This is a genomic window from Longispora albida DSM 44784, assembly GCF_000379825.1.
GTDB lineage: Bacteria > Actinomycetota > Actinomycetes > Mycobacteriales > Micromonosporaceae > Longispora > Longispora albida.
The window spans coordinates 409537-429719 of record NZ_KB903825.1; the positions used below are offsets into that span (position 1 = coordinate 409537).

Here is a 20183-nt window from a genome sequence, read left to right on the forward strand (position 1 = left end):
TTGCGCAGGCCGGGGGTGGTGTCTGGTGCGGCGGCGAGGATGCCCAGTGCCTCGCGCAGGTCGCCGGTGTCAGGCGATTGGGGGTAGGCGAAGACGACGGCATCGATGCCGTCGGGGTGCGAGCGACAGCCGTGCCAGGCATGAGCGCCTTGTCCATGACTCGTCATCGACGACATCCGCTCAGCTACTCCGCAGCCAACAGCACGGTTGGCATCCTTGAATGCCTCCCAGGACCGTGTCGCCGGACTCGGAGGTTATGAGCCGTCCGATTTGCCGTCAGGTATGCAGGAGACGCCGGTCGCCGGGCACGTCCTCCCGCACTAGGCACACTGCCTGCGACGGCGTACCCGCTAAGATGATCTTCATGTGCTCAGTCATCCACAACTGGCAGGCCACTCGCACCCGGTCGGCGCGCTGACCCGGTGCTGGCCTCGCCGGCGTCCCGGGTCCCACGTCCACCGTTGGTCTCCGGATGACAAGGATTCACCATGCGCGCATCTTCGCGCCCCACTTTCGTACTCGTGCACGGCGGTTCCAGTAACGCGCGGGCCTGGGGTCCGCTGCAGAACGAGCTGGCCCTGCTCGGCCACCGCTCCTACGCTGTCGATCTGCCAGGGCACGGCGACACCGCCGGCGGCCCCGCCAGCTACTTCCGCCAACCCCAGGACGCGGCGGCACTGGCCGCCGAACCATCCCCGATGCGTGGCATCACCTTGCAGGACAACGTGCGGCATGTGGAACGGATCGTGCGCCGGCTTTCCGGGCACGGGCCGGTCGTGCTGGTCGGCAACAGCCTCGGCGGCCTGACGATCAGCGCCGTCGCCAACGCGGTTCCGGAGCTGCTCGACCGCGTCGTCTACCTGTCCGCACTGTGCCTCAGTGACCCGGCCATGCTGACCGAGCCGTGGGGCGTGGCCGACGACAACCTGCTGGACGCGGCGGCGGCCCGGATCGCCGTGCCGGTGACGGAACCAGGAGTGGCCCGGCTGAACTGGCGGGCCGGGCACACCGATCCAGAGCTGTTCGCCGTTCTGAAGGCCGCGATCATGGCGGACGGCACCGATCACCAGTTCCGGGCGCTGCTGGACTCGCTGGACCCGGACGAGAACTACTCGGTGCTGGAGCCGGCGGCGCTGGTCCGGGCCGAGGGCTGGGGACGGGTCCCGCACAGCTTCGTCCGGCTCACCGCCGACCAGGGCATCGCGCTGGCCGTGCAGGATCACATGATCGCCAGGGCGGACGCGCTCACCCCAGAAAACCCCTTCGAGGTGTACACCTTGGACAGTTCGCACGTCGGCTACTTCAGCCGACCGCAGCCCTTCGCAGAGTTGCTGGTCAGCTTGGTCTGACGTGAAGCCGGCCGGGTTCGTGCCCCAGGGGGCGGGCCCGGCCGGTCAGTCGGCGTCGTCTGCGTCCCAGTGCCCGCAGCGCCGGCAGCGATGGCTGAAATCCGTGGACTCCGGGTCGTGCTGCTGGAATGTGGCGATGTCGCAGTTGCCGCAGTCAACGCAGATCTCGACGACGTCGCAGGCCTCGACCGTCCTCCACGCCGGGATCCGGCTGCGGTCCTCGCCGTCGAGGTCCGCTCCGAGAACCGCTCTGACCCGGTGGTCGGTGTCGCGGCGTTCATCGCCACATCGGCGGCACACGGCGATCCGTACGCACGACGGGTCCTTCCCACCGGCTGGGCCGTGATCGTGGATCAACCCGGCCGACCCCAGCCGGCCGCAGCTTGCGCACCGCCATTCGTACCGGCACGGGTCCGTCGCGGACTCCAGCTGGGAATGCCGTCCTGCGGGCGTGTGCTGGCCTACCCGGCACAGCCACCTCCAGCCACGAGGCCAGGACCTGCGACCAGCGCGCAGGCGTTTCAGTACTCGATCCACCGTTGCCCCGAGGACCGCCAGGAGGGCGACAGCCAGGAGGATCATCGCGCCCGGGTGGTCCAGCGCCCACTTCACCCCGCCCATTGCGCCTCCGAAGTCCGGTCCACTGTGGAGACATTGCTCACCGTCCATCATGGCCCGGGGAGCAATGCTTCGGTACCACGGCGGGCTTCATGATCTATTAGAGTCGCTTGGTGCATGACATCACCCATCGCGTTCAGGCGGCCTATGACCGCGTCGCCGGGGAGTACGCCGAAGCCAGGGCCGTCGCACCGCCGCCGATCGCGGCGATGATGGACGACGTCGCCGCGGCCGGCGGAGCGGACGGCCTGGTGCTCGACCACGGTTGCGGCGCCGGCCGGGACCTGGCCGCCTGGCATGCCCGAGGCGCTCGCGCGGTCGGGCTGGACGTCTCGGCGGGGATGCTGGCTCAGGCCGCGCGTCGTTCGGCGGGGTCGCTCCTGCGTGCGGACCTGCTCCATTTGCCGTTCGCCGCCGCGACCTTCACCGCGGTGTGGTCGGTGGCCGTCATGCAGCATCTGCCCAGGACCTTGGTCGAGCCCGCACTGGTGGAGGTCGCGCGGGTCCTGCGGCCCGGTGGTGTCCTCGCGCTGGTTGTCCGCGAGGGCCACGGTGAAGGCTGGGAGACCGACGGCGACCACACCCAGTTCACCGCCCGGCACTCGCCCGAGGAGATCGCGGCTCTGCTGGAACGCTGCGGCTTCCACCTGCGCTGGCAGGCCGTCGGGCGTGGTGGCTGGCTGCGGCAGCTAGCGATACGACCTGACGCCGGCCCGAGTGGCGCTCCAAGTACATAACGCAAGAGGGCCGTCGATCGACGCTGGCGAGGGCCGGTACCCGATGCAGGTGACACGCTGGTGCTCGATCAAGGTGATGAAATCCATGCTGGCACCACCGGAGTCGAGTCGGCCAGCCTGCTGGGCATCCTCGCCGGCGTTCGCGGCCGCTCCCACCTGCGGTGTCGTTAGCCTGCTGGCTGCCTGGCGGTGAACAAGCAGACGGCGGCGAGGACGCAGGCCCCGGCGGCCGCAGCGGGAACGGTGCTGTAACCGCTAGCCGCCGCGACTCCAGCTGCGGCGAGGGGTGCGGCGGCTTTGGCGAGGGTGATGGGCAAGGCCTGCGCGCCGGAAAGAGTGGCGTAGGCCGTGGTCCCGTAACGGGCGGCGAGGATGGCGGACCGTGCGATGGCGGCGACACCGAACCCGAGGCCGAAGGCTGTCACGCAGATGATCGCCCCGGCCCTCGTCCCTCCGAGCGCTGGGAGGGCTGCGGCGGCTGCGGCTTGCAGCGCGAACACGGCGGCGGTGACCAGGCCGATGGGCAGCCGGCGGGTGACGCCGGTGGTGAGGATGCGGCCGGTCACGGACAGAACGCCGAGCAGGCCGGCGGTGGTGGCGGCGAAAGCGGGGCTGTGGCCACGACTGGTGAGGTAGGCGATCAGGTGTACCGAGATCGCGGCGACGGCTGCGCCCTGGGCCAGGAAGGCGAGAGTGAGCAGCCAGAAACCCCTTTCGCGGAGCGCGGTGTGCACGATCTGCCGCCGCTGACCGTCGCCGGGCTCCGTGCTGGTCTTCGGTTGCACGGTGTGCCGCTTGGGGACGGCGAAGGCGTGCAACGGAATGGTGACGGCGAGGATGGCCGCGAGTACTACAACGGCGTTGCGCCAGCCGAGGTGGATTTCGAGTTGCCCGGCGAGGGGCAGGAAGATGCTGCTGGCGAATCCGGCGACGAGCGTGACGGCGAGAAGTGCGCCCTGGCGGCGGGACTGCGCGAAGTGGCGGATGACGACGGCGAAAGCCGGCTCGTACAGCACCATCGCCGAGGCCAGGCCGATCAGCGCGAACACCGCGTAGAGCTGTGCCGGGGTACGGACCTGTGACCAGGCCAGCACGCTGATGACGGCGAGCACCGAACCCGCGGTCATGAGGGCGCGCCCGCCGTGCCGGTCCAGCCATCGCCCGGCGGGTACGGACGCTGCGGCGGTGACGAGGATTCCGAGGGTGAGTGCCCCGGTGACGACGGCGGGTGTGGTGTGCAGGTCGCGGGTGACGGAGGTGAGGAAGACGGCGAAGACGTAGAACAGGACGCCGTACCCGATGGTCTGGGTGACGGCGAGCGCGCCGATCAGGGCCAGGCCCTCCCGGGTGTGGTGCTGGCCGCCGCCCGGGGTACGGGTGGCGGCCAGCGGTGCGGGGTGGGTCATGAGCCGCAGCAGCCGCTGCTGCTGGCCGGGGCGGTACTGACGTCGATGAGGTTGATCGGTGCGGCGAGCAGGCCGCCGGAGATGCCGGTGGCCAGGCCACGCTTCGGCTCAGCCGGCGCCGGGGTGCCGCATCCGGAGCTGGCCTCGGTACCGCAGCCGGCGGCCTGCTCGGCCGGGGCCGGGCCGCAGCAGCCGGAGTCCGCGGTGTCTTCTTCGCCGCCGTAGACGAGGTTGGTGGAGCACACACCGGTCTCGGGCAGGTCGAGTTCGACGTTGCGGGCGGCTTCCCAGTCGCCGGCCAGTGCCGCGACGACGGAGCGTGCCTGCTCGTAGCCGGTGGCCATCAGGAACGTCGGGGCGCGGCCGTAGGACTTCACGCCGATCGCGTAGTAGCCGGGTTCGGGGTGGGACAGCTCGGCTTCGCCGTGCGGGGGGACGGTGCCACAGGAGTGCTCGTTGGGGTCGATCAACGGGGCCAGCTCCCGGGCCGAGCCCATGACGGAGTCGAGGTCCAGGCGCAGCTCGGTGGCGATCGAGTGGTCCGGGCGGAAACCGGTGGCGGACACGACCTTGTCGACGGTCACGGCCTGCCCGCCGGCACTCTCCACAGTCACCTGTGTACCGGCCTTCCGGACCGCCCGGGTGGAGAACCCGGTCAGCAGCTCGACCTTGCCCTCGGTGACCAGGTTGCGCAGCCGGGTACCGAGCGCGCCACGGGCCGGTAGGGCGTCGGCGTCGCCGCCTCCGTACGAGCGGGAAGCGTTGGACGCGCGGATCGCCCAGGTGACCCGCGTGCCCGGTTCCTCCTCCGCGAGCTGGGCAAGCGCGAGGAGGGTGTTGGCTGCCGAGTGCCCGGCCCCTGCGACGAGGGTGTGCTGGCCGGCGTACTGCTCGCGGTCCGCGCCGAGGACGTCCGGGAGGGCGTGGTCGATGAACGCGCCCAGCTCGTGCTCACCGTGCGCTGGCAGGCCGGAGGCGCCCAGGACGTTGGGGGTGCGCCAGGTACCAGAAGCGTCCACAATGGCCCGGGCCGTGATCTCCTCACCGGTGGCGAGGCGGATCAGGAACGGGGTGTTCTCGCGGCCGGCGGTGCGGACCCGGTCGATACCGAGGCGGCTGATCGCGGTGACCTGCGCGTCGTAGCGGATGTACGGAGCCAGGGCTGGCAGCTTCGCGAGCGGCGCGAGGTAGTTCTCGACGAGCTCGGCGCCGGTCGGCAGGCCCGCGGGGTCCGGGGCGGTCCAGCCGTCCGCCTCCAGGAGACGGCGGGCGGCCGGGTCGATGTCGAAGCGCCACGGGCTGAACAGCTTCACGTGCCCCCACTGGCTGATCGACGCACCGGCGGCGGGGCCTGCTTCCAGTACCAGGAAGTCCTGGCCGCGCTCTGCGAGATTCGCGGCGGCTGCGAGGCCGACGGGGCCTGCGCCGATGACGACGACGGGGTGGGTGGCGGCCGGGATGCTGCTCATCGTGGTACTGCCTTTCGGGTTCGGGACGGGAGGGTTCTAGAACCGGAAGCCGGCGGTGACGGCCTTCTCGTGGGCGCAGGCCAGGCGGGCCTCGGCGCGCTGGGAGGCGGTGGTGACGCCCTCCGAGCAGGTCTCGCAGAACTGGACGCCTGCGGCGATGGCTGCGGTGCGGTGGGCGGCGATGCGGTGCAGCAGGGCGAACATGATCGCGCTCCTTGATTCGACGTTTCTCTAACTCGTTGCCTGATTAGACTCTCGCCTAATTTGATGATTGTCAAGGCAGCTCGGCCGGTGGCCCCGGTCACACTTCAGGGCAGGCATCCCCGGCATCCGGCGCAGGCCTGCCCATGACCACGTCGGCCGCGCTCGGGAACCGGCTCAGGCAACGCTCGTTGACCCGGTACATGCGGGCGTTGCCATCCGGCTCGACCAGCAGGAACCGCACGCCCGCCAGGATCTTGAGGTGCTGGGAGACCGTCGACTGCGCCAGCCCGACCGCGGCGACGATCTCCCCCACGCTCAGCGGACGGTCCTCGCGGGCAAGGAGCTCGAGGATCTGCACCCGGGTCGGGTCCGACAGCGCCCTGAACCACGTCGCGTACGTCTCGGCCTCACTCCGGTCGAGGAGTTCCATCCGCCCGCACCTCCAGGATAATCGTTTATCGCCGATAGACGATGAAGACTATCCCGCCGATCCCCCGCGCGGCTACCGCGCCGCCATGCCCGCCAGCCGCCTCACCGTCGCGAGGACCAGCCGGGTTGCCGCGACCAGGGTCTCCGGCTGGACACGATCGATCGTCTCGGCGGGGGTCTGGTAGCCGGGCATTCCCATTCCGATCCCTGCCGAGGGCAGCCCGGCGGCGGCGTAGCGGCGGTTGTCCGAGGGCATGGGCGCTGCCCGTAGCGGCACTCCCGCCTGCCGCCCTGCCGCGTCGAGCGCGGCCAGCAGCGGCCCGGCCGGGCCCCCGCCTCCACGGCAGCGGCGTCCGCCAGTTCTGCCGCGCCGTCCACATTGATCACGTACGTGCCTGCCGTCACCTGCGGCGCGTGATGGGCGGAACCCCAGGCGCCAGCTTCCTCGGCGTCCAGGAACGCCACCGCCAGCCCCGTCCCGGCCGGTAGCACGGATGCGAGGATGCGGGCGGCTTCCAGGATCACCGCGCAGCCGGAGGCGTTGTCCCCAGCTGCCGGGAAGCGCTGCTGAGGGTCGTCGCCGACGCCGTCGTAGTGCGCGGTCAGCAGTACTGAGACCCCGCCAGGAGCGGGGTCCGCCAACACACCGTGCACGTTCGTGCCCGTGACAGCGACGGTGCGGACCGGGGCCGAGGCGGACAGTTCCCCGCGCTCGGCGAGCATCCGCTGGTGCAGGTCGTGGCGGATGCCGAGTATCGGGACCGGGGCCGTGGCGGGGCCGGCGATCATCTTCGGCATCCACCCGGCCTCGTCCGTCCCGCGTGGTACCAGCAGCCCAGCGCCGGCCGCCTGGGCCTGCGAGATCACTTCCGGTGTCAAGGCGGGTACGAGCACCCAGCGGCCCGTCCAGCCGGGATCTGTCCCGGCGGCGAGCGGGCCAGGGCGCAGGCCGGGAACGTCTGCGGTGGCGAGGTGTTCGGCGAAGTCCCGCCGATGGGCCAGCGTGTGCGACGCGCCGTCTGGAGTGGTCCACACGGCAGCGGGGGTCGCGTACAACTCCCGCACCGCCGGCACCGCGAACTCCTCCAGGGACGCCCGGGCCCGGGCCTGCCGTAGCTGCCCGGCCAGGTACTCCCGGGCGGAGCGCCCGCCGGGGGTTCCCGTTCGCCGGCCGGTGAACTCCGGCGCGGCGAGGGCAGCGACGGTGGCGGTGAGGCGCTCAGCAGAAGGGGCGCCGGGGCCGGCGGTAACCGGCCCCGGCGCTTGCACGTTGGTCATCCGCAGCAGCCGGTACCGGCCGCGACGGCCTCCGCCTTGGCCTCAGACCCGCAGCACGACCCTTCGGCCTTCGCCTCGGCGACCGTGCCGCAACAGGTACTGACCGGCTCGGCGACCGCCGTGGCCGTGGCGGAGGGGGCACTGCCACAGCAGCCGCCGGTCGCGGCAGGCGGGTTGAGGGCCTCGGCCGGGTCGCCGAGGAAACCGCCGGTGCTGATCGTGGGTTCGGTACGCATCATCACTCCCTAGTTAGATGAATCTCAAAGCAGTGACCCGAGCTTGCCGCCTGTTTCGAAATCTGTCAACCTAGAGGCATGTCGAAGCAGGGGCCAGTCCTCACCCTCACGCCAGTCGCGGCCGAAGCGTGCTGCACGCCGCTGTCCAGCCAGGCGGTCTCCGCCGAGGCGGCAGCCGACCTCGCCCCGGCTTTCAAGGCCCTCGGGGACCCCGTCCGGCTGCGGCTGCTGTCGATGATCGCGTCGGCGGACGACGGCGAGATCTGCGTGTGCGACCTGACCCCGGCCTTCGACCTGTCCGGCCCGACCATCTCCCACCACCTCAAGAGCCTGCGCGAGGCCGGCCTCATCGAAGGCGACCGGCGCGGCACCTGGGTCTGGTACCGGGCGGTGCCGGAGAAGCTCGCCGCCCTGTCCGCCCTGCTCAACGTCGGGACGTTCACGGCAGCGCGGGCACAGTGAGGATGCCGCCCGCCTGCGCCGGTACACCAGAAGTTCATGATCAAGAATTTGACCGGGGGTGTGCCCTGCGGGTGTTATCAGCACATGGTGATATCAGCTGCCCCTGATCTGCTGCGGCTCCTCGCTGACCCGACCCGCGCGCAGATCATCGAGATCCTCGCCGCCGGGCCGGCCTGCACGTGCCACCTGGTCGAAGACCTCGGCACCACCCAGCCCAACGTCTCCAACCACCTGCGCGCCCTGCGGCAGGCGGGACTGGTGAAGGCCGAGCCGCACGGCCGGTTCACCTACTACCGGCTGATCCCCGAGCCCTTCGATGCCGCCGCAGGGACGCTCTCCGACCTGGGCGAACGGGCCCGGCAGTCGGCGGGTAACCGGAGGGAGTGCTGATGCAGGCCCTGCCCCGCCGCCTGTTCGCCGAATTCCTCGGTACGGCGCTGCTCGTCGCCGTTGTCGTCGGTTCCGGTGTCATGGCCCAGACCCTCTCCCCCGGCGACGTGGGCCTCCAGCTCCTGGAGAACTCCACCGCCACCGTCCTCGGCCTGACCGTGCTGATCCTGATCTTCGGCCCGGTATCCGGTGCCCATTTCAACCCGGTGGTGTCCATCGCGGACTGGTGGCTGCACAAGTCTGGCGGCGGCGGCCTCGCTGCCCGGGATCTCGGCCCCTACATCGCAGCTCAGATCGGCGGCGCGATCGCGGGCGCGATCCTGGCCAACCTGACCTTCGGCCTGCCAGCGGTCACCATGTCGGCGAAGGATCGCGACGACAGCCACCTGTGGCTCGGCGAAACACTGGCCACGGCGGGGCTCGTCCTGCTGATCTTCTCGCTCGTGCGTACCGGCCGGGCCGCCATCGCCGCTCCGGCCGTGGGTGCCTACATCGGAGCGGCGTACTGGTTCACCAGCTCCACCAGCTTCGCCAACCCCGCTGTCACCATCGGCCGTGCCTTCACTGACACCTTCGCAGGCATCAACCCCTCCTCTGTACCCGCATTCGCCGGCTTCCAGATCCTCGGCCTGCTGATCGGCCTGGCGGCCGTGGTCGCCCTGTACCCGCAGGCCGCCCCGGCCGCAGGTCACGAAGCCATCGACCCCGCACCCGCCCAGGAGACGTCATGACAGCCAAGCCGTCCGTACTGTTCGTCTGCGTACACAACGCCGGCCGCTCCCAGATGGCCGCAGGCTGGCTCCGTCACCTCGCAGGTGGCGCTGTGGAGGTCCGGTCAGCTGGATCGGCTCCCGCTGAGACCATCAACCCGGTGGCCGTCGAAGCCATGCGTGAGGTGGGCATCGACATCACCGCGAACAAGCCCCGCGTACTCGACTACGAAACCGCCGAAGCCTCCGACGTCATGATCACGATGGGCTGCGGCGACGTCTGCCCCGTCTTCCCTGGCAAGCGGTACGAGGACTGGAAACTCGACGACCCGGCCGGCCAGGGCATCGAGCCGGTCCGCGTCATCCGCGACCAGATCAAGACCAAGGTGGAGGAACTCCTCGCGTCGCTGGGGATCACCGCAGTCGCCTAGCGTTACCGTCCGTGACCGTTTCTCGGTGGGGTGGCTCACGGGCTGAGTACTATATGGAGGGTTGTTCTGGGGTTTGAGCTGGGGATCCGTTTCGGTGCCGTGATATTTGCCGCACTTCAAGATCTTTTAGGCTCCGCGATTCTGTGTAATGCTCGGCCACGTGATCGCCGTCGTTGGGCTCGCGTTCCGGCTCCCGGGGGCCGACCATCCAGGCCAGTTCTGGCACAACATCCGGCACGGGGTGAACAGCGTCCGCCGGTTCAGCTCCGCCGAGCTCGACGCCGCCGGCGTGAAGCGGACCCCCGGGCTGGTGGCCGTTTCGGGCACTCTGGACGGCGTCGCCGACTTCGACGCCGGCTTCTTCGGGATGAGCCCCGCCGAGGCGGCCCGTACCGACCCGCAGCACCGGCTGTTCCTGGAAACCTGTTACCAGGCCCTGGCCGACGGCGGCTACGCGTCGTCCCCCGGTACGCGGATCGGGGTGGTGGCCGGAGCCAGCTACCACCTGTATCCCCTGCACAACTACCTGCTCAACAACGTGCTCCCCGCCGGTGGGCCGGACGACACGGTCAGCACCCTGCAGTCCGCGATCGGCAACCATCCCGACTTCGTGGCCACCCGGGTCGCCTACCGGCTCGGGCTGACCGGGCCGGCGTTCAGCGTGCTGTCCGGCTGCTCCACGTCCGCGATGGCCGTGCACCTGGCCAGCCAGTCCCTGCTCACCGGCGAGAGCGACCTGATGCTGGCCGGCGCGGCCTCCGTGCACATCCCCCAGGTCACCGGCTACACGTACGTCAAGGGTTCGATCCTGTCCAAGACCGGCGTCTGCCGGCCCTTCGACGCGGCTGCCGACGGCACGGTCGGTGGCAACGGCGTCGCGGCAGTACTGCTCAAGCGGCTCGACCGGGCGCTGGCCGACGGCGACCGCATCCACGCGGTGATCCGCGGCGTCGGGGTGGTCAACGACGGCGCAGACAAGCGGGCCTACGCCGCACCCAGCGCCGCCGGCCAGACCCGGGCCCTGCTGCGCGGCCTGGAAGTCGCGGGTGTCGACGCCGGGGACATCGGGTACCTGGAGACGCACGGCACGGGCACCCTCAAGGGCGACCCGATCGAGTTCGACGCCGCCGTCGCCGCGTACCGGGAGCACACCGGCCGGGTCGCGTACTGCGCGCTCGGCTCGACCAAGGCCAACATCGGGCACCTCGACTCCTGCTCCGGCATGGCCAGCCTGATCAAGGCGATCCTCGTACTCCAGCGCGCCGAGATCCCGCCGCTGGCCAACTTCACCCGGCCGAACCCGGCGCTCGCGCTGGACGGCAGCCCGTTCCGGATCCCGCTCGCCGCCGAGCCGTGGGCCGGCACCGGTCCGAGGCTGGCCGGGCTGACCTCGCTCGGCGTCGGCGGGACGAACGTGCACCTGGTCCTCGAACAGGCACCCGTGCTGGCCCGGCCGCGCAGGAGCCGGGCGGCCGGAGTGCTGCCGGTGTCGGCGCACACCCCGGCGGCCCTGACGGAGCTGACCTCAGCCCTCGCAGCCCGGCTCGGCGTCACCGACGACGTCGCGGATCTGGTGTGGAGTGTCGCTGTCGGGCAGGGGCAGCACCGGTACCGCGTCGCCGCCACCGGCTCGACCGCCGCCGAACTCGCCGCGTCCCTGGCTGACGCGACGGCCGTCGAGGCCGGCGAGCCGCCCCGGATCGGGCTCGTCGTGCCTGCCGGTACCACCGCGGAAACGTGTGCACAGTGGACGAAGCTCGGCATCGAGCCGGCCGCCGTGGCAGGCGAGTTCATGGCCCTCGGTATGGCCGGGGCGCTGCCGATGGCCGCCGCCGGACAGCTCGCCGCGCTGCGGACCAGCCTCGACGCGGAACGTACCGACACCGACGGCATGCTCGTCCCGCTCGGAGACCGGCCGAGCCTGCCAGCCTTCCGGGCCGCGTTCGACGCCGCACCCTGGCAGCCGGCCAGGATCCCCGTCCTGTGGGGTACCGGACTCCGGGCCGCCGGCTGGACCCCGTCCTGGGCGGACTGGCCGGCCCCGCCAGCGCCGGGCGGCGGGCTCGCGGCGGCGGGCTACGAGACGTTCACCGTCCGCCCGCTCACCGGCCCGGAACTGGAACGCACCGCCGCCGAGCTGTGGAGCCGGGGCGCTGCCGTCGACTGGGCGGCCGTCCTGGCCGGCACCGGCGGTACCCGGACAGACATCCCGCCATACCCCTTCCAGCGCCGCCGGCACTGGCTGGCACCCGAGCACAAGGAGACCCCGATGCAGGTACAGGTACTCGACCGGATCCGCGAGCTGACCGGCCGGCACCTGGGCTGCCCGGTCAGCGAGGTCGGCCCCGACACGGCCTTCACCTCGCTGGGCGCCGACTCCCTGGTCATGGTCAACATGGTCCGTGACCTCGAACGGGAGTTCGCGGTCAAGGTGTCGATGCGGGAACTGTTCGAGGAGGCCGACTCGCCGCGCGGGCTCGCCACCCTGATCGAGACCCGGATGGCCGGGCTGCCGGAAGCGGGTGCCGGGGAGCCGTCAGCGGCTCTGGCGGCGAGGGTGGTCGTGCCGGCCCAGCGGGTTCCGGGGTCGGCTGACAGGACCGCCCTGCGATCGGAAGCGCCTTCGGTGCCGGCGGTTCCCGTGCCGGTGGTCGCTGTCCCGGCGGTCCCCGAACCTCAGGTCGCTGCCCCGCAGGCCGCTACCCCGCCAGTCTTTGTCCCGAAGACTTCCGCCCTGCCGGTCTCTGCACCGCTGGCCTCCGGCGGGCCCGTCACCCGGGCCGAGATCGAAGCTCTTGCGGAGGAGATCCGGCAGGTCACCGGGCGTCAGCTCTCGCTGATGGCCGAGATGTCCGGCCTGGTGGCCCGGTTCGCGGCTGGTGAGGGCCGATGACCTCGATCAGCGCCCAGATCCGGGCACTCACCGAGGCGGCGGACCTGCTGGACCGCCAGCTCGCAGCCCTTCCCCCTGTCCCGACGGCAGGCACCGAGCCGGAACCGCATCGTGAGGACCTGGCTCGCCGGTACCAGCAGCGGGTGCCCCGCTCAGCAGCACTCGCCGCCCGTGGCGGCCCGGCCCCGGCGTTCCCGCAGGTCATCGGGCAGCAGGCTTCTGGCTCCCGGCTCACCGACCTCGACGGTCACACCTATCTGGACATCGCCCTCGGTGGCGGCGCGCTGCTCTTCGGGCACGCCCCGGCCTTCCTCGGCGATCTCACCCCGGCACCGCTCGGCACCCCGGACTCCCGTGACGTGCCCGGCCTGCTCGCCGAACTGACCGGGATGGACCACGCCGTCCTCACCGGGTCGGGCGCGGAGGCCGTGGCCGGGGCGCTCCGGATCGCGCGGGCCACGACCGGCCGGCGGACTGTCGTGGTGTTCGACGCACGTCACGCCGACGAGGCGAGCCTGCTGGCCGGGCGGGACGCGGCAGCGTACGACCTGCTCGGCCCGGACGTGGCGGCCGTGCTGATCGAACCACTCGGCGAGACGCAGCCGGCCGGGTTCCTCCGCGAGCTTCGTACGCTGGCCGATCAGCACGGCATCCTGCTGATCCTCGATGAGCGGCGCACCGGCCTGCGGTCGCACGTGGCTGGCGCGCCGGGCTCCCACGGGTTCACCGCCGACCTGGTCGTGCACGGCGAGACCCTGGCCAACGGCCTGCCGGTCGGCGCGATCACCGGCCGGTCCGGCCTGCTGCCCGAGTCCGCTCCCGCGCCGGCTCTGGCGCATCCGCTCGCGGTGGCCGCCGCTGAGGCCGTGCTGACACGGGTACGCGAATACAGCCCGCACCTCCAGGAGCAGCTCACGGCCCTGACCACCCGCCTCGCCGCCGAGCTGAACGCCTTCTTCACCGCCGAGGGCTATCCGGTCCGGCTGGCGCACTCCGGTTCACAGTTCTGGTTCGAGCACCCTGCGGAGCTGGACCTGCTCTACCCGCACCTCACCCTGCGCGGCGTGCACGTCGGCGACCAGCGCACGTTCTACCTGTCCGCCGCGCACGCCGAAAGCGACATCGAGATGCTCGTCAGCGCCGTGCGGGACGCGCTCGGCGAGCTGCGTGCGGCCGGCCTGGCGCCGGCGCCCAAGGCGATGGACATGAGCCTGTACTTCTTCGGCGACTACCCGGCTGAGGGCGCCGAGGAGCCGTACGAGGTGATGGCCTCGGCTGCCAGGTACGCCGACCAGCACGGCTTCTGCGGGGTGTGGCTGCCGGAGCGGCACTTCCACTCGTTCGGCGGCGTGTTCCCGAACCCTGCGGTGCTCGCCGCAGCGCTGGCCAGGGAAACCAGCCGGATCCGGCTCAACGCCGGCTCGGTGGTGCTCCCGCTGCACGACCCGGTCCGGGTGGCCGAGGAATGGTCCATGGTGGACCGGCTGTCGGGCGGGCGGGCCGGGATCGGCGTGGCCAGCGGCTGGCAGCCCGACGACTTCGTGTTCTTCCCTGACAACTTCGCCGACCGGCAGTCGGTGATGTACGACCACCTCGACCAGGTACGGCGGCTGTGGCGGGGCGAGGCGGTGACCCGGCGCGGCGGGACCGGCCTGGACACCGCCATCTCGCTGTATCCGCGCCCGGTGCAGGCCGAGCCGCCGATGTACACCGCGATCGTCGGTAACCCCGAGAGTTTCCGCCGGGCGGCGGCCTCGGGCCTGGGCGTCGTGACGAACCTGATGACCCAGAACGTCGAGCAGCTCGCCAGCAACATCGCCCTGTACCGCAGCGAGCGGGCAGCAGCCGGGCTGGACGCCGGCCGGATCGTCGTCCTGCTGCACGCCTATCTCGGTGAGGACCACGAGCGGGCGCGGGCCGAGGCGTTCGAGCCGCTGAAAAGGTACATGCGCTCGTCGCTGGCCCTGTTCGGCCAGGTGGCCCGGAGCCTCGACATCGCCGAGGCCGCCGACGCCGACCTGGACTACCTGTTCGAGCGAGCCTACGACCGCTACTGCGACGCCCGGTCGCTGATCGGCACGCCGGACTCGTGTGCGGCAGTGGTCGAGGACCTGCGCCGGATCGGGGTGGACGAGATCGCCGCCCTGGTCGACTTCGGGGTACCGGCTGAGCGCCTGACGGCCGCGCTGCCCCATCTCGACGCGCTCCGCCGCCGCTTCGCTTCCGATCAGCCCGCCGGCCGCGAGCCGGTCGCGAGCCCAGCCGTGCTGCCCGAGGTGCCTGCCGACTTTCCGCTCACGTCCGCCCAGCGCCGGATCTGGCTGTCCGAGCGGCTGCTCCCTGGTACCGCGTACAACGAGCCGAAGGCGATCCGCCTCACCGGCCCGCTCGACATCGGAGCGCTCTCGGCGGCGCTGACCGCGCTCACCGCGCGCCACGAAGCCCTTCGCAGCACCTTCACCGAACGCGACGGTGAACCCCGCCGCCGTGTCCATCCGCCTGCTCCTCAGCCGCTCCTGCGCTCGGACGCCACGGTCGAGGAGGCGATGCGCTCCGAGTCGGCCCGCCGCTTCGACCTCGAGAACGGCCCGCTGTTCCACGCCAGCCTGCTGACCGAGGGGCCGGACCAGCATGTGCTGATCCTGTCGTTCCACCACATCGTCGTCGACCAGGTCTCCGCGGTGCTGATGAGCCGGGACCTGTCAGCGTTGTACCAGGGCGCGTCGCTGCCGGAACTGCCCACTGTGGACTACCGGCCCGACCGCCCTGCGGACCTGACCTACTGGCGCGGCCAGCTCGCCGGTGACCTGCCCGTGCTCGCGCTGCCCGCCGACCGGCCGCGCCCGGCGGTGATGTCGGGCCAGGGCCGGGCCACGTACCGGACGCTGGATCCGGAGTTGTCGGCTGCCCTGCGAGCGGTCGCGAAGGAGCACCGCTGCACGCTGTTCATGGTGCTGGTCGCTGGGTACGCGGCGGCGTTGCGGCAGGTGACCGGTCAGACGGACCTGATCGTCGGCACGCCGTACGCCGACCGGCCGGCCGGCACGGAGGAGCACGTCGGGTTCTTCGTGAACACGCTGGCTCTGCGGCTGGACCTGTCCGGCGAGCCGGGCACAGCTGAGCTGCTGCGCCGGGTACGGGAGACGACACTCGACGCGTACGACCACGCGGACGTGCCGTTCGAGGCGCTGGTCGCGGAGCTGCTCACCGAGCGGCACCTGGACCGCACGCCGATCTTCCAGACCCTGGTCGAGTACGCTGCCGCCGACCCGTTCCGGCTGGAACTGCCCGGCGTGACGGCCGAGCCGCTGCCGTACGGGCCGGACAAGGCGCTCACCGACCTGGCGCTGCACTTCAAGGACGCGCCGGACGGGGTGCGGGTGCACGCGGAGTACAGCAGTGATCTGTTCGATCTGGCGACGATCGACGGCCTGCTCGACCGTTTCGAAGCCAGCCTGGCTGCCTTCACCACCAAGACGGCCCCTGAGACCGTGCCGGGATGGCTCGCCGACCGGGCGCGCCGCACCCCGGAAGCCGTGGCCGTTGCCCCCGGTCTGACCTTCGGCGACCTCGACGCCCGGGCCAACGCCGTCGCCGCCCAGCTCCGCGCCGAGGGCGTCGCCCCCCGTGATCTGGTCGCGCTGTGGCTGCCCCGCTCGCCGGAGCTGATCGTCGCGATGCTCGGTGTCCTCAAGGCTGGTGCCGCCTACCTGCCGCTGGATCCCGGCCTGGGCAAGGCCAGGGTCGGCACGATCCTCGCCGACGCCCGCCCAGCCCTGACACTCACCACAGTGGACGGTGCGGCGGATCTGCCGCCCGGTACACGCTGGATCCAGCCCGCCGAAGACTCCAGCCCGGTGGCACCCGAGCTGACCATCGGACCCGACGACCGGTGCTACGTCATCTACACCTCCGGCTCCGGCGGCCGGCCGAAGGGCGTGGAGATCGCGCACCGGGGTGTCGTCAACCTCTGCCAGTGGGCAGGCCGGTACTTCGGCCTCGGCCCGGCAGACCGTGGCGCCCTGGTCTGCGGGCAGAGTTTCGACGCCTCGGTGTTCGAGACCTGGCCCGTGCTCACGGCCGGTGGGAGCCTCGCCATCGCCGGCGAGCACCTGCGCCTGGACACCAAGGCTCTGGCCAGGTGGTACGCCGAAGCTGGGATCACCTTCACCCTGCTGCCCACCGCACTGGGTGAGGCGCTGCTCGGGCTGCCCGCCGCCGGCCAGCCGCCGCTGAGGCACCTCACGATCGGTGGTGACGCGCTCCGCCGCCGCCCCGCGCCCGGCATGCCGTACACCGTCACCAATCTCTACGGCCCGACCGAGACGACGGTGCTGGTCACCGCCGCGACCGTCGGCCCGGAGGGCCCGGACATGATCCCCATCGGCCACGCGGTCGACGGCGCACAACTGTCCATCGTGGACGGCGAGCTGGTGGTCGAGGGCCCGCCCGTCGGACTCGGCTACCTCGGCGGCGAACGGTTCGGCGGCGTCTACCGCACCGGCGACCTGGTCCGCCTCGGACCGGACGGCTACGAGTATCTCGGCCGGGCTGACGACCAGGTCAAGGTGCGCGGCTACCGGGTTTCGCCGTCCGAGGCGAGCCGGGCGCTGGCCACGCTGCCGGGCGCCGGCCAGGCGGTCGTGCTCGCCCACCGCGACAACCGCGACGAGGCCTATCTCGCCGGCTATGTCGTGCCCGCGCCGGGCACCAGCCACTCAGGCCTGGTCGAGCGGCTCAAGGCCATGCTGTCCGAAAAGGTCCCGCCCTATCTGGTACCCACGGCGTGGTCGCTGGTCGAAGCTCTGCCGTTGACCGTCAACGGCAAAGTCGACCGCGCGGCCCTCGCACCCGAACCCACTCCCCCTCAGCAGGACCTGGCTGAACGGCTGCGTGCCCTGTGGTCGGCCGAACTCGGCCAGCCGGCTTCCGTCATCGGCGACGACGACGGCTACTTCGCCCTCGGCGGGCACTCCGTCTCGGTGATGCGGCTGCTCAACCGGGTCCGCGAGGAGCTGGGGCACGAGTACCCGGTGCTGGAGTTCTTCCAGCGCCCGACGCTGCGCGCCATGCTCGACCGGCTGGCGGGCCCGGTACTGAGGTCCGGCGAGCTGTCCTACCAGCAGAACGGTTTCGCCGGGTACCAGGCCGCCCGCCCCGAGCACTTCAACGTGCCGTTCGAGTGGCGCATCACCGGCGAGCTGGACGTTCCGGCCCTGCGCCGGGCGCTGGACACCCTGGTCGAGCGGCACGAGATCCTGCGCACCCGGTACGCGGAGCGCGACGGCCAGTGGCGGCAGGAGGTACTTCCTCCCGAGAGCCTGCCGCTGCCGATCGACGACCTGACCGGCATGCCGGCCGCCAGCCGCGAGGCCCGCGCCGCCGAACTGGTCCGCGCCGCAGCCACCAAACCGCTCGACCTGGCCGCTGGCCGGCCGATGAGGGCCGCGCTGATCCGGACCGGGGCGGCGGAGTGGCGGCTGGTCGTGGTCGTGCACCACGCCGCGTGCGACGGCTCGGCCATGTCGCTGCTGTTCCGCGAGCTGGCCGCGAGTTACGCCGACGAGGACCTGCCGCCGGTGCCCTCCCAGCCGATCGAGCACGCCCGGTGGCAGAACGCCCGGCTGGCCGAGCAGAGCGCCGCGCACCTGGAGTACTGGATGGCGGAACTCGCGACGACAGACCTGGTGCTGCGTCTCCCGAACGACCATCCGGAGCCTGCCGAACGCACCGAACGCGCCGGGCGGTGCGTGTTCACCGTGCCCGCCGACGTCGCCGAGCGGGTCGCCGTGCTGGCCAAGGGCCGGGGCACGACAGCGTACGCCGTGACGGGGGCCGCGATGGGCCTGCTGGTCGCCGAGCTGACCGGCCAGCGGGACTTCGTGCTGCGGACAGCCTTCGAGAACCGGCGGCTCCGCGAGCACGAGGGCCTGCTCGGCATGACGACGATGGTGCTGCTGGTCCGGATGCGGCTGGCCGGGGCCGCCACCTTCGCCGAGGCTGTGGACCGGGTGACCACCTCGGTGTTCACCGGCATCGACCGGCACGCGCCGATGAAGGCGGTCTTCGCTGGCCTCCGCGAGCGCCGCGACGACGTGCCGGCCTGGCTGCCGGTGATGTTCTCGTTCCACAACTCGCTCGACCTGCGCGTCGAGCTGCCCGGCCTCGACGTGACCATCGCCGACGTGCCGATCGAGTCGGCGGGCGAAGACATGCACTTCCAGCTCCTGCCGGACGGGGACGAGCTGACCGGCCTGGTCTACTACGCCCTGGACCTGTTCGAACCGGCCACAGTGGAGGGCTGGTGCGCGCGGTACCTGGAACTGCTGGCCGAGCTGACAGCCGAACCAGACGCACCACTGTCCTGACCCGGGAGCCGGGGCCTCTCCAATACGAGAGGCCCCGGCTGCTGGGATCGGTCAGCGCAGTTTCGCGTAGAAAGCGCGCAGGTCCTCGGCCACCGTCGCGGTGTGGGTGTGCGCGGCGTAGTGGCCGGTGACGCCCGCGTGGACATTCCAGGACGTGATCGCGGAGTGGTCGCGTTCGGCGAACCTGCGGATGGACTGGAAGTCGCCGGAGGCGGCGGCGCACAGGCCGGTCGGCACCGTGGTCGGGCCGGTCTGCTCGTGGCCTGCCCGCGCGTTCTCCGCGTAGAACCGGATCGCGGAGCCAGCGGTGCGGGTCAGCCAGTACAGGGCGGTGTTGGCGAGCACGAACTCGTCGTCGAGGTCCTCGTCGAGCAGCTGGAGGTGCCAGCCGAGCAGGCCGGCCGGGGAGTCGGCGAGCGCGTGGGCGAGGGTCTGCGGCTGCTGGGAGTGCAGCGTGTTGAACGCTCCCTTGTTCTCCCAGAACCAGCCGAGCACGCCGAGCGCCGCCTGCTCCTCCTCGGTGAGGTCAGCCATCTCCGCCGGGTCGCCGGAGGGGAAGGAGAACAGCTGGGTGACGTGCACGCCGGCCACTCGCTCCGGGTCGTGCCTGCCGATCTCGGGGGCGATCATCGAACCGGCGTCGTTGCCTGCCGCGCCGTAGCGCTCGTACCCGAGGCGGGCCATCAGCTCGGCCCAGGCCCGGGCGGTGCGTGCCGTGCCCCAGCCGGGTTCGGTGGTCGGGCCGGAGGGGCCGAAGCCGGGCAGGGACGGGATGACCACGTGGAACGCCTGGGCGGGGTCGGCACCGTGGCTGCTGGGGTCGGTGAGCGGGGCGATGATGCGCTCGTACTCCAGGATGGACCCCGGCCAGCCGTGCGTGAGGATCAGCGGCAGCGCGTCCGGCTCGGGCGAGCGTACGTGCAGGAAGTGGATGTTCTGCCCGTCGATCTCGGTCGTGAACTGCGGGTACGCGTTGAGCCGCCGCTCCACCGCCCGCCAGTCGAAGCCGTCCCGCCACCGGCCGACCAGGCGGCGCAGCCGGTCGAGGCCCACGCCGTAGTCGGCACCGGGGATCTCGTCGGTGAAGCGGACACGTTCGAGCCGGTCGGCGAGGTCGTCGAGGTCGGCCTGCGGGATGTCCAGCGTGTACTCGGTCATCTTCTCGGTCATGGTCTCAGCCTGCCCGTAAAGAGGTGGTGGGCC

16 protein-coding genes are annotated in these 20183 nt (G+C 71.5%); 8 read left to right on the top strand and 8 right to left on the bottom strand.

Annotation, left to right across the window (positions count from 1 at the left end; genetic code table 11):
- Positions 1-488 precede the first annotated feature (488 nt).
- Entirely contained in the window at positions 489-1349 is an 861-nt protein-coding gene (locus A3G1_RS0115655) for an alpha/beta hydrolase (RefSeq protein WP_026212170.1), read from the top strand.
- Between the two features lie 45 nt (positions 1350-1394).
- Here the strand turns inward: A3G1_RS0115655 and A3G1_RS0115660 are convergent, their stop codons facing one another.
- Positions 1395-1649 (bottom strand): hypothetical protein, encoded by a 255-nt coding sequence (locus A3G1_RS0115660; protein ID WP_169437582.1) that lies wholly within the window; start codon positions 1647-1649, stop codon positions 1395-1397.
- A gap of 431 nt (positions 1650-2080) precedes the next feature.
- On the opposite strand from A3G1_RS0115660, the gene A3G1_RS35115 reads away from it, so the two are divergent.
- The gene (locus tag A3G1_RS35115; RefSeq protein ID WP_157641163.1) at positions 2081-2704 is read left to right on the top strand and encodes a class I SAM-dependent methyltransferase; all 624 of its coding nucleotides are present in this window, start codon (positions 2081-2083) and stop codon (positions 2702-2704) included.
- 167 nt (positions 2705-2871) lie between these two features.
- Here A3G1_RS35115 and A3G1_RS0115670 read toward each other — a convergent pair whose 3' ends face one another.
- The 6 genes from A3G1_RS0115670 to A3G1_RS0115695 form a co-directional block, all read right to left on the bottom strand.
- On the bottom strand, positions 2872-4110 hold the full coding sequence (locus tag A3G1_RS0115670) for an MFS transporter (protein ID WP_018350422.1): 1239 nt from the start codon (positions 4108-4110) through the stop codon (positions 2872-2874).
- Positions 4107-5579 (bottom strand): FAD-dependent oxidoreductase, encoded by a 1473-nt coding sequence (locus A3G1_RS0115675; RefSeq protein ID WP_018350423.1) that lies wholly within the window; start codon positions 5577-5579, stop codon positions 4107-4109. The genes A3G1_RS0115670 and A3G1_RS0115675 overlap by 4 nt, the downstream gene beginning before the upstream one ends.
- Before the next feature lie 36 nt (positions 5580-5615).
- Complete coding sequence (locus A3G1_RS40595; protein ID WP_018350424.1) at positions 5616-5783, bottom strand: hypothetical protein; 168 nt, start codon at positions 5781-5783, stop codon at positions 5616-5618.
- 97 nt (positions 5784-5880) lie between these two features.
- Positions 5881-6213, bottom strand: a complete 333-nt coding sequence (locus tag A3G1_RS0115685) for an ArsR/SmtB family transcription factor (RefSeq protein WP_018350425.1) — start codon at positions 6211-6213, stop codon at positions 5881-5883.
- A 101-nt stretch (positions 6214-6314) separates the two neighbouring features.
- On the bottom strand, positions 6315-7490 hold the full coding sequence (locus A3G1_RS35120; protein WP_051110542.1) for a M28 family peptidase: 1176 nt from the start codon (positions 7488-7490) through the stop codon (positions 6315-6317).
- Positions 7487-7726 (bottom strand): hypothetical protein, encoded by a 240-nt coding sequence (locus A3G1_RS0115695; RefSeq protein WP_157641164.1) that lies wholly within the window; start codon positions 7724-7726, stop codon positions 7487-7489. The genes A3G1_RS35120 and A3G1_RS0115695 overlap by 4 nt, the downstream gene beginning before the upstream one ends.
- Before the next feature lie 78 nt (positions 7727-7804).
- Between A3G1_RS0115695 and A3G1_RS0115700 the strand changes: the two genes are divergently transcribed.
- The 6 genes from A3G1_RS0115700 to A3G1_RS35125 all read left to right on the top strand — a co-directional run bounded on the left by A3G1_RS0115700 (position 7805) and on the right by A3G1_RS35125 (position 18980).
- Positions 7805-8188, top strand: a complete 384-nt coding sequence (locus A3G1_RS0115700; RefSeq protein ID WP_018350427.1) for an ArsR/SmtB family transcription factor — start codon at positions 7805-7807, stop codon at positions 8186-8188.
- 84 nt (positions 8189-8272) lie between these two features.
- On the top strand, positions 8273-8578 hold the full coding sequence (locus A3G1_RS0115705; protein WP_018350428.1) for an ArsR/SmtB family transcription factor: 306 nt from the start codon (positions 8273-8275) through the stop codon (positions 8576-8578).
- Positions 8578-9309, top strand: a complete 732-nt coding sequence (locus A3G1_RS0115710) for an aquaporin (RefSeq protein WP_040478597.1) — start codon at positions 8578-8580, stop codon at positions 9307-9309. Before A3G1_RS0115705 ends, A3G1_RS0115710 begins: the two co-directional genes overlap by 1 nt.
- Entirely contained in the window at positions 9306-9719 is a 414-nt protein-coding gene (locus A3G1_RS0115715) for an arsenate reductase ArsC (protein WP_018350430.1), read from the top strand. The genes A3G1_RS0115710 and A3G1_RS0115715 overlap by 4 nt, the downstream gene beginning before the upstream one ends.
- Before the next feature lie 160 nt (positions 9720-9879).
- Positions 9880-12612 carry a beta-ketoacyl synthase N-terminal-like domain-containing protein gene (locus A3G1_RS0115720; RefSeq protein WP_211216315.1) on the top strand — a complete coding sequence of 911 codons (2733 nt, stop codon included), beginning with the start codon at positions 9880-9882 and terminating at the stop codon, positions 12610-12612.
- Complete coding sequence (locus A3G1_RS35125; RefSeq protein WP_051110543.1) at positions 12609-18980, top strand: MupA/Atu3671 family FMN-dependent luciferase-like monooxygenase; 6372 nt, start codon at positions 12609-12611, stop codon at positions 18978-18980. Before A3G1_RS0115720 ends, A3G1_RS35125 begins: the two co-directional genes overlap by 4 nt.
- 51 nt (positions 18981-19031) lie before the next feature.
- Here the strand turns inward: A3G1_RS35125 and A3G1_RS0115730 are convergent, their stop codons facing one another.
- Positions 19032-20150, bottom strand: coding sequence for an epoxide hydrolase family protein (locus A3G1_RS0115730; RefSeq protein ID WP_018350431.1), 1119 nt, complete (start codon positions 20148-20150; stop codon positions 19032-19034).
- Between the last annotated feature and the right edge of the window lie 33 nt (positions 20151-20183).

Coding starts and splice junctions, on each gene's coding strand:
- A3G1_RS0115695 (WP_157641164.1), bottom strand. CDS start 7,726: ATGCGTACCGAACCCACGATCAGCACCGGCGGTTTCCTCGGCGACCCG.
- A3G1_RS0115675 (WP_018350423.1), bottom strand. CDS start 5,579: ATGAGCAGCATCCCGGCCGCCACCCACCCCGTCGTCGTCATCGGCGCA.
- A3G1_RS0115670 (WP_018350422.1), bottom strand. CDS start 4,110: ATGACCCACCCCGCACCGCTGGCCGCCACCCGTACCCCGGGCGGCGGC.
- A3G1_RS35120 (WP_051110542.1), bottom strand. CDS start 7,490: ATGACCAACGTGCAAGCGCCGGGGCCGGTTACCGCCGGCCCCGGCGCC.
- A3G1_RS0115700 (WP_018350427.1), top strand. CDS start 7,805: ATGTCGAAGCAGGGGCCAGTCCTCACCCTCACGCCAGTCGCGGCCGAA.
- A3G1_RS0115715 (WP_018350430.1), top strand. CDS start 9,306: ATGACAGCCAAGCCGTCCGTACTGTTCGTCTGCGTACACAACGCCGGC.
- A3G1_RS40595 (WP_018350424.1), bottom strand. CDS start 5,783: ATGTTCGCCCTGCTGCACCGCATCGCCGCCCACCGCACCGCAGCCATC.
- A3G1_RS0115710 (WP_040478597.1), top strand. CDS start 8,578: ATGCAGGCCCTGCCCCGCCGCCTGTTCGCCGAATTCCTCGGTACGGCG.
- A3G1_RS0115685 (WP_018350425.1), bottom strand. CDS start 6,213: ATGGAACTCCTCGACCGGAGTGAGGCCGAGACGTACGCGACGTGGTTC.
- A3G1_RS35125 (WP_051110543.1), top strand. CDS start 12,609: ATGACCTCGATCAGCGCCCAGATCCGGGCACTCACCGAGGCGGCGGAC.
- A3G1_RS0115730 (WP_018350431.1), bottom strand. CDS start 20,150: ATGACCGAGAAGATGACCGAGTACACGCTGGACATCCCGCAGGCCGAC.
- A3G1_RS0115705 (WP_018350428.1), top strand. CDS start 8,273: ATGGTGATATCAGCTGCCCCTGATCTGCTGCGGCTCCTCGCTGACCCG.
- A3G1_RS0115655 (WP_026212170.1), top strand. CDS start 489: ATGCGCGCATCTTCGCGCCCCACTTTCGTACTCGTGCACGGCGGTTCC.